Source organism: uncultured Virgibacillus sp. (genome assembly GCF_947495635.1).
GTDB lineage: Bacteria > Bacillota > Bacilli > Bacillales > Amphibacillaceae > Virgibacillus > Virgibacillus salarius.
Window position 1 is genome coordinate 1 of record NZ_CANMAB010000038.1, and the last position, 16,160, is coordinate 16,160.

Genomic DNA, 16,160 nt, shown 5'->3' on the forward strand with positions numbered 1-16,160 from the left:
AGCTATTATTCCATAATAGCTACTAGAGGAAGCGTAAATCGGAGCATGTAGTGATAAGGACTGAGCGAATTTTGCTCAGTTTTTCTTATACGTTTCTAATCGGGTGCTTGCACTTTTGTTCTTTTCAAAAACGGATTACAGGCCCAGTTTTAATGATTTGGTTGCGATTACATAATGGAAATGTTATGTAAATGTAAAGATTTTGTAGAGGTTACTTTGTTACCATTTCAAGTCGGAAGGGCAATTGATTCGATATGCCCATTATTTTTATTTTAATGAGAAAAGAAAGGATGATAGTGTAGTGAAAAAATCCCTATATGTGCTTTTTAGTCTATTGCTTCTTTTGCAAACTATATCTAGCAGTCTAGCATTTCCGATTCAGAGTCATGCTCAAGGCGCTGAGACTGGAATTGTAAAGAAGATAGAGCTTTTAGATGAAGCAGGTAATCCTATTATGGATCAAGACACAAAGGCTTCTAGTATGAAAGTAAGTTGGTCTATTGAAGGATTAGAAGTTGAAAAAGATAAAGCTTACATCCATGACTTGCCTACTGGTGTAGACATGGAAAAGAATTATCAAGGAGAAGTAACAAATGGAGGTAAGAAGGTTGGAGCGTATTATACAGATACGAATAATACGATAACAATAACCTTCAATGAGGAAATAGCGAATGCACCTCGTGCAAGTGGGACATTTATTATAGATCTTGCGCATCAAGATTCCCCTGCCTTGACCAATGAAACGGATAATCAGCAAGCATTGGAAGAGGAAGCAGAAGAAAAACCTCACAAAGACACTGAATCTAACGAAAAGCAAGAAGAAAAATCTACCATTGAGGACAATCTCCCTAAAGAAGATGATCATGTAGAACGTAAAAGCGAAAAAAGCAGTGAATCAGATACGGCACAGAGTGAGGGTACAGAGAAAAAGAATAAACTTACCGCCAAAAAAGAAATAATGGAAAACATTCTTACAAGTGCTGAATTATCCTATGAGGATACTGACGGTAATGCAGTTGAAAAACCAGATATTAATTCGCTTATATCCATCAATTATACATGGGAACTTGCAAATAATCATGGATATAAAGCTGGAGATGAATTTCACTTTGACGTTCCAAAGGAGCTTAAAGTATATAACAGTATTGATAAAGCTGAAATGAATTTTAACGGAGAAACAATCGGGTATTTCTCTGTTAATGAGAGTGGATCAGCTACCATTACGTTTACGAAGTTTATTGAAGAGTTTTCAAACATCAATGGCTCTATCGAGATCTGGACGGAGTTAAGTGAAGATATTATTATCACAGAAGAGAAAGAAGTGATCGTTACACCAATTGAGGGTAAAGAATCGGTTACGATCCCAATCGAATTTCTACCAATTGGACCTTCTGTTGAGAAAAAAGGAATACCAAATCGTGATTATAATGCGGAGACAATTGAGTGGACAGTCGACTTTAATAAAAGTCTAGAGTCACTCAAGAATCCACTGTTACAAGACCCTATTCAGGCAGGTCAATCCTTATTGGCTGACTCTATTAAACTCTATCATCTAGATACAAAGCTAAATGGGGAAGTATCATTGGGAGAAGAAGTGAATCCTAATACGTATACAATAGGTAAGACGGAGAACGGTGAAGATTTTACCATTGTTTTTGATAAGGATATTCATACTGCTTATCGGTTAGTATATCAAACAGAAATTACAGATGAAGATCAGAAGGCATTTCATAATGAAGCAAGTTTGGTTTCTGATAACCAACAACCAAAATCTGCAGATGCTACGGTAAGTGTCAAGCGTGGCAGTCCTTTAGAAAAACAATCAATAGCCTACGATAAAGAAAATCAGATAATTACATGGGAAATTAAATACAACTATAATGAAAAAACAATTAAACAGCAGGATGCTCTATTAAAAGACTTTTTTAACACCAGTCAAGACCTTGTCGAGAGCTCTTTTGACGTTAAGAAGATCACTATTGATAAAGATGGTAATGAGGTAGGTAATGGTGAAGATTTTGAGAATTATACAGTAACCGCTAAGACAGAAGCAGGAAAAAATGGATTTCATCTACAGTTTGATGAAAATGTTACATCTGCCTATAAAATTACTTATCAAACAAAAGCGTCCGAACGCGTTTTTGAAAATGAAAAAATAACGAATAAAATAGAAACTGGCAATCATAACGCAGAGGGTAGTCAGAATATCGGCCAACAAATCTTATTTAAGAGTCACGGAACACCAAATTATAAGGATAAAACCGTGGATTGGACCGTTACATTTAATAAAGATAAGCACCCAATGAACGATGTGGTTTTAACCGATGTATTTACGAATGAAGGGCTAATCTTAAAACCGGAAACGCTTAAAATTACAACTGAGAATAAGGAACTTGTTGAAGGAAAAGACTATACATTAATTAAAAATGAAGCTAATCAATTTGAAATTCGGTTTAACAATCAAATAAATACGCCGCATACCATAACATACACTACCGAATTTATTTACGAAGCAAGAGCGGATAAAGGGAAGAATTATTTAGAAAATAAGGCAATATTTAATTGGACGGATGAACACGGAAGCTCAAAAACGCAAGAGACAAGCAAGCAATTTAAACCAGATGAGTATACACAGTCGAACGGGTTTAAGTATGGCTCCTATAATGCAGTAGATAAAGAAATCACCTGGAATATTGGAGTAAACTATAATTTAAAAACAATCGAAAATCCTATTATAAAAGACTTCATTCAAGGAAATCAGCGGCTAGTAAAAGATTCGATTACCATATATAAGATGAATTTGACTGGCGGCGAAAATGGAACGGAAGTCGAAGAGCATGTACCAAGTGAAGACTACTCCATAAGTTGGATTAAAGACAAGGATGGAACTCCAGGTTTTCAAATTTCGTTTAATCAGGAAATTCATTCACCGTATAAAATCGTCTATAAAACAAGCCTTAAGGATTTAGATCTTGTAGACGCGAGCTATGAAAATACAGCAACTTTATACAATGGTGAAACAAAAGAGACGGATCTACATGCTTCTGTTGCCATTCCGCATGGAGGAAAGTATACAACAAAGACAGGGAAACAAAATGGTAAAATTATTGATTGGAAGGTAAATATTAATTTTGGACAGTCTCAGGTTACCAACGCTACGGTTATTGATAAACCTAGTGAGAATCAATCGTTATTGGAAAGCTCATTTGATGTGTACGCTACAACGATAAGTGAGGATGGGAAAGTAGCAAAGAAAGATAAATTAGAGCGCGACAAAGATTATACGTTAACACTTCATAAAAATCCTGATTCTTTTACACTTACATTTTCAGAAGAAATCAATGAAGCGTATATCTTGGAATATCAATCACTTATTCTAGATAAACCTGGATCTAAAATAAAAAATGACGTATCGTTTAACGGAGAGAACATTGATATCGTTGAGCATGAATCAAGTGAAACGGTTCAAGTACGACGTACCTCTGGGATGGGTGATGGTACAGGTGAAATTGGACACCTGACCGTTACGAAAACGGATAAAGCAACAGGGGTGCCATTACAAGGAGCAGTATTTTCTCTCGTAGATAAAGATAGTGGTGTAGTTATTGATAGGCTAACGACTGGAAAAGACGGCGTAGTTGCTTTTGATCGATTGCTATATGGAGATTATATTTTAACAGAGGAAAAGGCCCCAGATGGATATTTGATAGATAATAAGCAACAAACTATTACGATTAATCAGCCTTTTGAGCAAGGAAACAATGAAAAAACAGGGAATCAGCTAACGGTTACGAACACCGAGATAATCCGTGCAGTAGAACTGACGAAAAAAGACAAAGAGACGAATGAAGTATTAGCTGGTGCAGTTTTTTCATTACAAGAAAAAGTTGGAGACACGTATGAAGAAATTGCAGAATTAACAACAGATGATCAGGGGATCATCTTTATCGATCAGCTTAAATCAGGTGAGTACAGGTTTATGGAGAAAAAAGCCCCAGATGGGTACAAATTGAGTGAAAAACCTATTCCGTTTTCTATTCATGATAAACAAACAGAAGCTATTTATTTATCAGCAGAAAATGAAAAACTAGGTTCTGTTCAATTAACTAAATTTGATCAAAAAGATCATGCAAAAGTGTTAAAAGGTGCGACGTTTAAGCTAGAAAAGGCAGATGGAACGATTGTTCACCCATCTTTAACAACGAATGATGCGGGCGAGATATTTGTTGGAAACTTACAACCAGGTAACTATAAATTTGTGGAAACAAAAGCACCAACGTTTTACCAACGTAATCATCAACCAATCCCATTTACGGTGAAAGATGGAGAAACAGCAACGATTTTAGTTGAAGCTCCTAATCAATTAATAAGGGGTAAGGTAGAATTAACAAAGGTTGATAGTGATAATAAGGAAATCGTACTTGAAGGTGCAACGTTTAACTTATTAGATAATGAAGGAAACCTGATAAAGGAAGACATAACAACGAATGGTAATGGAAAGTTGGTTGTTAATAACTTACAACCAGGAAACTATCAATTTGTAGAAACAAAAGCACCAGAACATTATCAGCTAAATCAAAAACCGATACCGTTTACCATTGAGAAAAGTAAAACGGAAGATACTGTCCATGCTACAAAGGTACAGGTTACGAATCAACTCATTCCAGGCTCAGTAGAATTAACGAAAGTTGACAAATATGACCATGAAAAATTCCTAGAGAATGCTGTATTTGAATTACAAGATAAGGATGGGAATACCATCAAAAAAGGAATGACAACGAATGAAGATGGAAAACTTCTGATAAACAATCTACGACCAGGTCATTATCAATTTGTAGAAACAAAAGCACCAGCGTATTATCAATTAGATCAAAAACCAATTGAATTTGAAGTTAAGAAAAGTCAAGCTGAACCATTATCTATTACTGCAGAAAATGAATGGATTACTGGTAAGGTGGAATTGACGAAGGTAGATGCAGATAACAGTAATATATCTTTATCTGGTGCGGAATTTACATTGGAGGATGCAGAAGGAAATATACTACAAGAAGGCATAACAACAAATAAAGCTGGAAAGCTAGTTGTAGACGATTTAAAACCAGGAAACTATCGGTTTGTCGAAACAAAAGCTCCGTTTGGCTATTATTTAGATGACACATCCATTCCATTTACTATCGAGAAAAGTAAAACAGAAGCGGATGTCAAATTGGTTCAACTAAATGTAGAAAATAAAATAATTCCAGGCTCTGTTGTACTTACCAAAGTTGATCATAGTAATAGCGATAAGCTGTTGCCAAACGCTGAATTCAAGCTTATAGATGCAAATGGTAAGACGTTGAAGCAAGGGTTACTGACGGATGCGCAAGGTCAAATTACCGTAGATAAATTAAAGCCTGGAAGCTATCAATTTGTGGAAACAAAAGCACCGATAGGGTATCAATTGGATTCTACACCGATTCCATTCAAGATAGAAAAAGGTCAATCAGACCTTGTCAGGTTAACTGCTACAAATCAAGCTACACTATCAGGAACCGACAAACCAGAGGATACTACGCCAACCTATAATAAACTTCCACAAACTGGAGAAGAATGGCTTAGGTATTTGTTGATATTAGGAATTACGTCAATAATGATTGGAACGATAGTCGTGTTCCGAAGACGTAAACAAGTATAATTTTTGGTAAGCAAAGGGATGCGTTCATTGATGAATAGAAATAAAATAATTGGGGGAGCGTTTATTTTCATCGGACTCATCTTAGTTGCAATTCCTTTATACTATGAATGGAATCAACAAAAAGAAGTAAATGCTCTTGAAGACGCGTTATCCTTGATAGCGCAATCAGACGATGAGTCAGTGGATTTATCTACAATCGATGATTTGCCCTTCACACAAGAAGAATTAAAGCAAGTGATTGAATTAGAAATCCCTTCCATCGACTTAAAACAAAAGGTGTTGCCTGAAACTACTGAAGCGAATTTGAGTATTGCATTAACTCAGATTAAACCGAATCAAACTCCAGGTGAGGGAAACTTTACAATAGCAGGGCATCGTGGATATCGAAGTGATCGACATTTTCGCCAGTTGCCAGAAGTGTCGATAGGTGATAAAGCTATTCTTCATACGGCGACTAAGAAATATGTATATGAGATTACCTCGTCAGAAGTTATTGAGGCAACGAAGGTTGAGATTCTTGAGGATAAAGATAATAAAAGGGAAATTACATTAATCACCTGTACAATAGATGGAAAAGAGCGTATTGCATTAAAGGGTAGATTAATAGATCGTGAAGTTTAATGGTTAAATCCTGTAGTTGTTTAATTGCTACAGGATTATTTTTTCAATCTGTAAATAAAAGTAGGGAAGTCAGATGATTAAAGTTGTATGCATAAATATGAGTGAAGGTATAAATCAAAACACACATTTATTATTAGAGAACGAACCGGATATCGAAGTGTTAGAAATTGAACGTAATACGAATAATCGAACGATCTTTAAGAAACTAGAGGATTTTAAACCTGATATTGCACTCATACAGTTAAATAAATTTACGAAATCTATTAAGTCTAAGCTAAAGGAAATTAGAGAGAGCTACTCACATATAAGTTTAATGTTTATGATGTCAGATGTGGACGTGAATGTTATTCGTACAGCAATTGATAAAGAAGGACGAGGGTTCTTAGTAAGTACTATTACCGGCGAAGGGCTTGTTCATTCCATAAGAAATGTTTACGATAGTCAATTTGTTTTTTCCGAAGCTATTGCAAAGCAAATGATTGATATAATTGGGCCAAAAAATATTGGTAATAAAGAAAAGCTGAAACAGAAATTATGTAGTAATGGTATAGATGTTAGTAAGCGAGATATGGACGTATTGTATTTAATGTATAAAAATTACAGTAATAAAGAAATTGCCAATACCCTACAATTATCTGAAAAAACAATTAGAGATTATGTAAGCAACGCTTATAAAAAAGTAAAAAACAGCAATCGCAAAAGTGTAATAGAGTTTTTACATTACCTAATGGCAGATGATTAAGAAAGGAGTACTACACTATATTTGTAAGCTTTTATTAGTTAGACAACCAACTAAATCCCTTCCATATGACAACTAAAAAGATGAAGTAACCAACAAACGAATAAATGTGATTCCAATCCTCATGATGAACAAACAAGCCTACTTGTTCAGCTATTTGTTCAATCATGCAAATCAGAAAGCTACATGTAAAGAGGAAAAAGGTACGGGGAATGGTTTTTAAGTGGCGCATAACACGGATAAATAAAATGGAAGCTACTGGGAGAATGATGAGCGTAAATAGTATATTAATGGAAAAGAGTCCTGGAAATAGTCGTATAGGAAAGGAATACATCCCCATTTCAACGCAAACTAAATCTAAGTAAGTACCGATTAGTGAGGCGAATAATATTACAGTGATATATGCATGAATAGATCGCTTACTTTTGGAAGATCGCATTTTTTGCGATAATCGCAAATTCGATTTTTTCGAGGTCGTTACAATAATCATCATATATATCCCCACCTGTATCTATTTCTTTTTTATCTAAGTAATGTAATATTCGAAAGTCGTTGAACCAATCCCCTTTTTCTGCCTCCTCATGTTCTATATCCTTCCAAGCAAATTTTAATGGTGGACTATAAATACGTGGTTCATCCTTTCTTAACTTGCAATGCTTGGTTCTTCGTTTGTATATGGTACCTGGTACAGATTCATTTACTGGATGAAATAGATCTTTCCAATAATCAGACCGCGAACCCGTATGCGGATGCTTACTTGCCCATTGTAAGATAGCTTGTAGAACGGGATTACGTTGAAAAAGTAAGTCATATAAGCGAATGCCGATCATAATTCGTTTATGTAGATCAGCGAATTGATAAAGTGTTTCGCCGATAATCCGAGGCCTACCAGTTACTTCACTAAGTTTAGGGAAGATAATGTGGTTGAATCGTAAAGCATCGTATAGTTTAAATTCGATGGTGTGTAATACGGTTTCTTGAAATTGCTTGTTTAGAACGACTCTATTTTCTAAATAATTCTGTTCATTAATGACCATCGCAATAGCTAATTTTCGACAATCCCTAAACTTCCAAAAATCATTCCAAATAGCTTCCATAAACACCGAAACATTCAAGTATGGAAGTAAGTAGAATAAGTTCTTCTGGTTTATCAGACTATGTTGATATAATAAACATTGTGGGAATACGTCTTGAAAAATGAGCCAGTTTCCCCGCTCTAAAAATAAGAAAAAATGTTCACGCTCAGCCTCTGTCATTAATCTGGGAAGTAAATCTCCTTTAAGGTCTGTCATATTCCAACCACCATTTCTAGAAACTAGATGACCTAAGAGTGCCCAGTGAATTTCCGGATAAACGCAGTAAAATTGGTAATAAGCTTTTGTTCTTGTTACGTTATTCTTATTTAATTTGCTTGTTTTTGCTTTGATTTGTTGAATGAGGTTAAATTCCCATTCGGTGAGATCGGATTCAGAAACAGACAGAGGTCTATGTCTAATGATATGTTTTAAATGTCTTTTTAATTTCCGATTGCTCGTTGCTCGTTTTTTAACCATACATTTTATCATAAAGCACCTCCCTCTAAGGCATATGCATCGTAGTAGTGGCATATGTTTTTCCATAATAGCTTTCAAAAAGGAGTACATATCGTATGGATAAACAACTGGAAGCAGCGATGAATAAGTTATTGGATGAATTGAAAGGAACGCAAAATCAGGATGGATCTTGGACTTATCCATTTGAAACAGGTATAACAACTGATAGTTATATGATTATTCTATTACGAACGTTGGAAATCAATGATTCTAATTTGATAAAGTCTTTAGTTGAACGAATTGCAAATAAACAACAAGCAAATGGTGCATGGAAATTATTTTATGATGAAGGACCAGGAAATCTTACAGCTACAGTTGAAGCCTATTATGCTTTACTTTATAGCGGCTATTACACAATAGATGATAAGCATATCCAAAAGGCTCGCCATTTTATAATAAGTAACGGTGGACTGAATAATATTCAATTATTTGCTAAAATAATGCTCGCCTTAACAGGACAATATAGTTGGCCAAGGCATATACCGATACCCATTGAGGGCATATTGCTCCCAGCTTATTTTCCAATTAATCTTTTTGATTTCTCTGTCTACGCTCGTGCTCACTTCATACCTATATTACTAGTAGCAGATAAAAAGTTGCAGTTAACAACATCTGCATCACCTAATTTATCGGATCTAACTATGCAGAGAAAGGCCAATTGGGAAGAAGATTTACGGGAGTGGCAAACGTTTTTTTCTATATTAAAAGGCGGGATAAAAAAATTAATAGGACTGCCTCATGAATTACATGAATTAGCGTTAAACAGAGCTGAAACGTATATACTTCAGCGAGTGGAACCAGATGGAACATTTAATACCTATTTTAGTTCAACATTTCTGATGATTTTCGCTTTAATAGCAAGAGGGTACAGGAAGGATCATCCCGTTATTAAACGAGCGATAAAAGGATTAAGATCCTTTATCACCACCGTTGATAATCAACTGCATATGCAATTTACAACTGCCACTGTTTGGAATACGTCACTCATTAGTTATAGTTTACAGGAAGCAGGTGTTTCTTCGCGTTCAAAGACCATTCAAGAGGCTACAAATTATATTCGTGCTAAACAACAACAGTTCTATGGAGATTGGGCAATTCACACACCATATATTCTTCCCGGCGGATGGGGATTTTCCAACGTCAATACTATAGTACCTGATAATGATGATACAACAGCAGCATTACGAGCTCTACGAACAAGTGTCCTTACTAAGAATACGGATCGCTTTATATGGGATAGGGGAGTAGAATGGATTTTAGCAATGCAGAATGATGATGGTGGGTGGGGAGCATTTGAAAAAGATGTAGATAGCTTACTTCTAACATGGTTGCCAATAAAAGGAGCAGAGCTACTATTACTTGATCCTTCAACAGCAGATTTAACTGGCAGGACATTAGAATTCCTAGCTACGTTTACGAAATTGAATCAGTCTCATCCGCTAGTAAAGCGAGCTGTTCATTGGTTAATCAAAAATCAAGAGCAGAATGGCTCTTGGTATGGAAGGTGGGGTATTTGCTATATATATGGTACTTGGGCAGCAGTAACAGGACTAGTTGCAGCAGGAATTAATCCAGGGAATGCCTCAATCAGAAGAGCGGTTAATTGGTTGTATCGAATACAGCATGAAGATGGTGGATGGGGGGAATCATGTAAAAGTGATCAGGAGAAAACGTATATTCCATTAAAGGAAAGCACACGGACACAAACAGCTTGGGCGCTTGATACGTTGATCACTGCTGAGGTTAAAAAAACGAACGGAATAAAACGAGGAATGGATTTTTTATTATCTAATCAAGAAAAACAAAATAATTGGACGACAAACTATCCAAAGGGTCAAGCACTACCTGGTAGCTTTTACATGCATTATCACAGTTATGAATACCTTTTCCCGCTTTTAGCATTAGCACATTACAAGAAAAAATTTGTTGAAGATGATAAATCCTAGTATAAATATCCTTATCACTGAACATGTCAGCACATAAACTATAACAGACTATAATGAAGAGGTGATGTAGGTATGTTTCCTAATAGACAAAGAAGATCAATAATGAGGCAAGCACCTCCTAGACGTCAAGCTGATTGGTTTGGAAGACCACTCCAAGGCAGGAATACTCCTAAGAAAGCATCTACAACAGAAAATATTATTGCCCAATTCCGTGATCAAGATGGACAATTGGATTTTAATAAAATGACAGAAGTTGCCTCGCAAATGGGGAAGATATATGGTCAAGTAAGTCCATTAATTACTACTTTCTTTAAGAAGTAAGCATATGTTTCGTGTCACTGCATGGTGACACGTTTATTTTTGTTTTATTTTATAATAAAAATAAGCCAAATGACGAATGCTACTGTAAAAAGGAGGTTCATACTAATGCATCAACAATTACGAAATTTTATGACATCGAATGTGTATACAGTCAATGATACACAATCGATACAAGAAGCAGCTGCTCTAATGAGCGAACATAATATTGGATCGCTTCCGGTTGTAGATCAACATGGAAGCATAGTTGGGATGATTACTGATCGTGATATTACGTTACGTTCTACAGCACAGGGAGAAGCTGCCCAAACTCCGGTTTCTCAAGTGATGACAGCACAACAAGTCGTTCAAGGTACACCAGAAATGGATGCACATGAAGCTGCGCAGCTTATGGCGCAACAGCAAATCCGTCGCTTGCCAGTTGTCGAGAACGGACAAATTGTTGGAATGGTTGCTTTAGGAGATTTAGCAGTAGATAATCAATTAGAGAATGAAGCTGGAGAAGCTCTATCTGATATATCTAATCCTTCTGATCCTCAGAAGGATTAGAAGAATAAGGATGTTTCAAAGGGACCTGTTGAAAGAGAGCGTTCTTTTGAGAAGGTGTTGTTTTTAATCTAAATAATAGAAACGTGTGGTTTATATAAAGCCCCCTTTGTAAAGGGCATTTTAATAAAAACCACACGTTTTTTAATTCCTTATAAGACATATCCATAGACGCAAATAAAATGAAATAGGCTACCAATTAGAATAAATATGTGGAAAATCTCATGAAATCCCATATGTTTAAATGATAATATTTTTGGTTTAAGCCCGTAAATGATGCCACCAATCGTATAAAAAACACCACCTAATACTAGTAATATCATCCCACTTTTATTAATAATTGGTGCTAGAGATGAACTGAAGAATACAACAATCCAACCCATACCTATATATAATGAAGTAGATAGCCATCTAGGTGAATGAAACCATATTAATTTAAAAACAACACCGAGTACTGCTAGTGTACTAACAATCACAAATAGTGCCCACCCTAAGGTCCCCTGTAGACTAATTAGGCAAAAAGGCGTATACGTCCCGGCAATTAATACATATATCATTGAGTGGTCGATTCGCCGCAAAAATGCGATGACTTGATCTCTTGCAATCACCATATGATAGGTGGCCGAGGCAGCATATAACAATGTCATACTAATACCAAATACAATTACAGCTGCAATAGCTAGTGAAGAATCTGTTGTAGCTGTTGCTTTTATGACTAGTGCTAGCAATCCAGCGAAGGATAAAACAGCTCCAAATAAATGTGTAAGCCCATTAATTGGCTCACGAATATGTATACACATGTAACCAACACCTTTATAATGTGATGTAGTTTTAAAAACTATATTTAAATGATATATGTATTTTGATATGTAGTCAAGGTTTACTTCATATTTATTCTCACGTATAATAATAGGATAGAAATGTTTAGGACAAAACGTTAAAGAGGTTGAATAATGGAAAACAATAAAGACATTTTAGACGGCATGCAATTAAATAGTCAGCTTTCTTTAGAAGAAATCCCAGACTTGGATTTGTATATGGATCAGGTTATTCAGTTATTTGAAAATAAGTTTGGTATTTTAAAGCGAGATGAAAATGAAAAAGTACTAACTAAAACAATGATCAATAATTATGCGAAGGGTAAATTATTTTTCCCTATTGAGAATAAAAAGTATTCAAAAGTTCATATGATGCTTATTGCCATGATCTATCAAATGAAAGGAGCTTTATCCATAAATGATGTAAAGGTGACTTTAGATCCGTTAAACACAATGATAACCGAAGAAGGCTTTGATTTAACGGACTTATATAAGCGTTATGTTCAAATGGCCGATGAAAGCATGGGGCAACTAAAAGACGAAATGTCGTTGTTGTCTGAAGAAGTAACGAAGCATATAGTGGCACTAGATAGTGAGAAATCTGACTACTTAACACAGTTATTATTGGTTGCTTCTTTCGTAAATATGAGTAATTATTATCGTAGGGCAGCAGAGAGGATCGTAGACAACATAGCTAAAGAAAATATATAAACCATCGTGGAGGGGAAAATTATGCATACATATCCAAATGTAACAGAAACAAAGGGAGTTATTGAGAAATTGGTATCGATTCCAAGTCCATCTGGTTATACCGATCAAGTTATCAGCTATGTCGAGGAATTTCTTCAAGCATTAAATGTAGAGACAAAACGTAATCTTAAGGGAGGGTTAATTGCCACTTTACCTGGTAAAAACAATAGTGAGCATCGTATGCTAACAGCACATGTCGATACGCTAGGAGCAATGGTGAAAGAAGTCAAGAATAATGGGAGATTGCGTCTAGACTTGATCGGTGGGTTTAACTTTAATTCAATTGAAGGTGAATACTGTACGATTCATACAGCCAATGGTAAAAATTATACAGGTACTATTTTAATGCATCAAACATCGGTTCATGTATATAAAGATGCGGGTGAAGCAAAACGAGATAAAGAGAATATGGAAGTGCGAATTGATGAAAAGGTTGAAAATGCTGATGATATACGCTCACTAGGTATAGAAGTTGGAGACTTTGTTTCTTTTGATCCTCGCGTACAGGTAACAGAAAATGGATTTATAAAATCACGTCATTTAGATGATAAGGCGAGTGTCGGTATTTTACTACAGCTTATTAAGCGGCTAAAAGAAAAATCCATAGAGCTACCCTATACGACTCATTTTCTCATCTCTAATAATGAGGAAATTGGCTATGGGGGGAATTCAAATATTCCTGTAGAAACAACAGAATATCTGGCTGTAGATATGGGGGCAATGGGAGATGGTCAATCCACTGACGAATATACGGTTTCTATTTGTGTGAAGGATGCATCAGGACCATACCATTATGGGCTCCGCAAGCATTTAGTAGATTTAGCGCAAAAAAATAATATCGGCTATAAATTAGATATTTACCCGTATTATGGCTCCGATGCTTCGGCAGCTATTAGAGCTGGTCATGATATTATTCATGGACTAATTGGACCTGGAATTGATTCATCTCATGCATTCGAAAGAACGCATGAATCATCATTAAAAAATACGGAAGATTTGCTTTTTCATTATGTATGTTCAGAAACAGTAACAAGAAAGTAAGTTAAAGCTAGAGGGTTTCGGGAAAAAAGCCCAATTTCTCAATTAAAGCTGAGGAATTGGGCTTTTTAACATTGTAATTTCCTTACCTTTATAATTTCGCGTTTTCTTGGTGGTACTCTTAGTAGGTTATAATCAATCTTCTTATAAAATCACATTTCCTTCTTTTGTATATTTTTCCACCTCAGTACAACTGTAAATGCTATTGCCACATCCGTTGAATCTATTTCGTTATTATATTTTGCTTTTTCTAACCCTTCCAACAACAATTAATCCGTTTGGATGCATTTCAAAAAACATTCATTTATACTTAGCTTTTACTTTTCGATGTGTCATTCCATGAATGTAATAACTAATTTAAATGCCGTTATTCCAGAAAAACACTCGTTAGCGCAACATCTATTTAGTATGTACCAAGAGAATATATTTCTCGCTTAAATTGACAAATCAAATGATAAAAACTTAGGCAGTTCGTGTTCATGCTTGTCGAGCATAATTTGTTCCGGCTTGATGCCCTGCTCACGTAGCATTTCAATGTTCTGTATGAGGAATTCGTCGCTACCGACAACGTAGAAGAGCCCATCCTTGTCTGCAGCAAGATCTTTCACTTCTTCATAGTAATCTTTACGGTTATCGACGAACTGCGATGTAAACTTCTTGTCTGGTACGGATTTAAAAATATCAGTGAATAAGAATTCTTTTGATGAATCGATGTTTAGGGAATGAATTTGTTTGACGTTATCAGCACGTTCAAAATAATCAAGTACAAGCGGTCTGAAAGTTGCTAGACCGACACCTGATGACAGAAGGTAAACATTTTTGTCTTCTCGTTTAAGTGGTACATTCGAATGCGTTTTAAATATTGCAATATCATTGCCAACCTTAAGATTTCTTAAAATCGTTTTAAACTCAGAGCACTGCTCTCTGATGCGTGTTGTGATACCGATTGAATTTTCGTGCGGTAAAGTGGAGATGGACATGTGGCGAATCAGGCTGCGATTTGGTTTATCTCCAGCATTAAAACCTTCCAGTGCGAAGTGGGTGTGGGAACCTTCTTCCCATGTAAAGTCGTCCGGACAGTCGAGCAGGTATGTTTTTACCTCAGGCGTTTCTTCAATAATCTTATTTATTTTAGTCCAGTATATTTTCATTATATATTCTCCTCACTTTATGTATTGTTACTAACTAATATACAATAAGTGATAATAATTCTCAATTAAACGGATTGATTATAATAATTTATGTTATTAAATCATCTGACATTTCACAAAAAATTGAACTTAATTCTTCGTAGTTGCATTCGTTCTCACTATCGAATATTAAATATGTTGGACCCGATTGGTTCAAATGCTTTTAGGTCATACCCTTGTGGTACGAACCATCGGGGGGGATAAAACAAAAACCCCCACCGATTGAAATTTCTCTTTATTTATAACCTCTCGTTATTACACCCGTAAGCACAATAAGGTAACTGACAAATGTAGCAGAAACTATTTAGTTACCCCATTCTTCCTCTAAAATAGCATAGGAATATTCATCCCACCATTGATCACCATGAGGGATGCATTTTTTAAAATAACCTTCTCTTCTCATGCCGATCTTTTCCATAACACGGTACGAAGGAATGTTTTCTGGCTGACATGTAGCTACAATTCTATGTAACTTTAAGTTTTCAAAACCATATTTTATTATCGCAGATGCAGCTTCGGAAGCGTAACCTTTATTATAATATTTAGGGTTAAATACCCACCCTATTTCATAAGAATGATCACCGAAATATTTAAAAAATTCTAAATGTCCAATTAAAATATCTCCATCAGCTAGTATTACTGGGAATTTTTCAGCTGAATCATCAATATTTTTTTGGATGAACTTCTTTGTTTCTTCTTTTGTTAATACACCTTCTGGCATATATTTCATTACACTCTTTTGGGAAGCATACTCATATACTCCTTCCCAATCATCTAATTCAAAATGACGTATAATTAATCTTTCTGTTTTTATGTACATATTTTTTCTCCCTTCAAAAATTCCAAAATTGGAAAAATAAACGATATTAAATAAACACGCCCGCTTACTCAACGGAACTCGAAAGCATAGAAGGTTGCAATGCTGACA

General features: G+C 35.5%; 13 protein-coding genes. 8 read left to right on the forward strand and 5 right to left on the reverse strand.

All coding sequences use genetic code 11. The annotated features are described in order from the left end of the window. The first annotated feature begins 301 nt into the window (after window positions 1-301). The 3 genes from Q1A47_RS10125 to Q1A47_RS10135 all read left to right on the forward strand — a co-directional run bounded on the left by Q1A47_RS10125 (window position 302) and on the right by Q1A47_RS10135 (window position 7,037). Entirely contained in the window at window positions 302-5,674 is a 5,373-nt protein-coding gene (locus Q1A47_RS10125) for a SpaA isopeptide-forming pilin-related protein (RefSeq protein WP_166529751.1), read from the forward strand. 30 nt (window positions 5,675-5,704) lie between these two features. Continuing rightward, complete coding sequence (locus Q1A47_RS10130) at window positions 5,705-6,295, forward strand: class D sortase (protein WP_166529752.1); 591 nt, start codon at window positions 5,705-5,707, stop codon at window positions 6,293-6,295. Window positions 6,296-6,368: 73 nt separating this feature from the next. Next, complete coding sequence (locus tag Q1A47_RS10135) at window positions 6,369-7,037, forward strand: response regulator transcription factor (RefSeq protein WP_026679993.1); 669 nt, start codon at window positions 6,369-6,371, stop codon at window positions 7,035-7,037. A gap of 34 nt (window positions 7,038-7,071) precedes the next feature. Here Q1A47_RS10135 and Q1A47_RS10140 read toward each other — a convergent pair whose 3' ends face one another. Together Q1A47_RS10140 and Q1A47_RS10145 are read right to left on the reverse strand one after the other, a co-directional pair. Beyond that, window positions 7,072-7,473, reverse strand: a complete 402-nt coding sequence (locus tag Q1A47_RS10140; RefSeq protein ID WP_299632093.1) for a CBO0543 family protein — start codon at window positions 7,471-7,473, stop codon at window positions 7,072-7,074. Beyond that, entirely contained in the window at window positions 7,454-8,599 is a 1,146-nt protein-coding gene (locus Q1A47_RS10145; protein WP_166529754.1) for a DUF2515 family protein, read from the reverse strand. The genes Q1A47_RS10140 and Q1A47_RS10145 overlap by 20 nt, the downstream gene beginning before the upstream one ends. Window positions 8,600-8,682: 83 nt before the next feature. Here Q1A47_RS10145 and shc point away from each other — a divergent pair, with 83 nt between their 5' ends. The 3 genes from shc to Q1A47_RS10160 all read left to right on the forward strand — a co-directional run bounded on the left by shc (window position 8,683) and on the right by Q1A47_RS10160 (window position 11,439). Beyond that, on the forward strand, window positions 8,683-10,572 hold the full coding sequence (shc, locus tag Q1A47_RS10150) for a squalene--hopene cyclase (RefSeq protein WP_166529755.1): 1,890 nt from the start codon (window positions 8,683-8,685) through the stop codon (window positions 10,570-10,572). A gap of 102 nt (window positions 10,573-10,674) precedes the next feature. Beyond that, entirely contained in the window at window positions 10,675-10,893 is a 219-nt protein-coding gene (locus Q1A47_RS10155) for a YppG family protein (RefSeq protein ID WP_162986476.1), read from the forward strand. A 105-nt stretch (window positions 10,894-10,998) separates the two neighbouring features. Beyond that, on the forward strand, window positions 10,999-11,439 hold the full coding sequence (locus tag Q1A47_RS10160) for a CBS domain-containing protein (protein WP_026679997.1): 441 nt from the start codon (window positions 10,999-11,001) through the stop codon (window positions 11,437-11,439). A 149-nt stretch (window positions 11,440-11,588) separates the two neighbouring features. Here the strand turns inward: Q1A47_RS10160 and Q1A47_RS10165 are convergent, their stop codons facing one another. Further along, window positions 11,589-12,236: a hemolysin III family protein gene (locus Q1A47_RS10165; protein WP_026679998.1), complete on the reverse strand. Its 648-nt coding sequence runs from the start codon at window positions 12,234-12,236 to the stop codon at window positions 11,589-11,591. Window positions 12,237-12,389: 153 nt separating this feature from the next. On the opposite strand from Q1A47_RS10165, the gene Q1A47_RS10170 reads away from it, so the two are divergent. Next, window positions 12,390-12,965 carry a DUF1836 domain-containing protein gene (locus Q1A47_RS10170; RefSeq protein ID WP_026679999.1) on the forward strand — a complete coding sequence of 192 codons (576 nt, stop codon included), beginning with the start codon at window positions 12,390-12,392 and terminating at the stop codon, window positions 12,963-12,965. A 21-nt stretch (window positions 12,966-12,986) separates the two neighbouring features. Further along, on the forward strand, window positions 12,987-14,045 hold the full coding sequence (locus Q1A47_RS10175) for a M42 family metallopeptidase (RefSeq protein WP_026680000.1): 1,059 nt from the start codon (window positions 12,987-12,989) through the stop codon (window positions 14,043-14,045). Window positions 14,046-14,476: 431 nt separating this feature from the next. On the opposite strand, the gene Q1A47_RS10180 is transcribed toward Q1A47_RS10175, so the two are convergent. Both Q1A47_RS10180 and Q1A47_RS10185 read right to left on the reverse strand, forming a co-directional pair. Beyond that, a complete protein-coding gene (locus Q1A47_RS10180) occupies window positions 14,477-15,193 on the reverse strand; it encodes a dihydropteridine reductase (RefSeq protein ID WP_166529756.1) in 717 nt (238 codons plus the stop codon). 343 nt (window positions 15,194-15,536) lie between these two features. After that, entirely contained in the window at window positions 15,537-16,052 is a 516-nt protein-coding gene (locus tag Q1A47_RS10185; RefSeq protein WP_166529757.1) for a GNAT family N-acetyltransferase, read from the reverse strand. Between the last annotated feature and the right edge of the window lie 108 nt (window positions 16,053-16,160).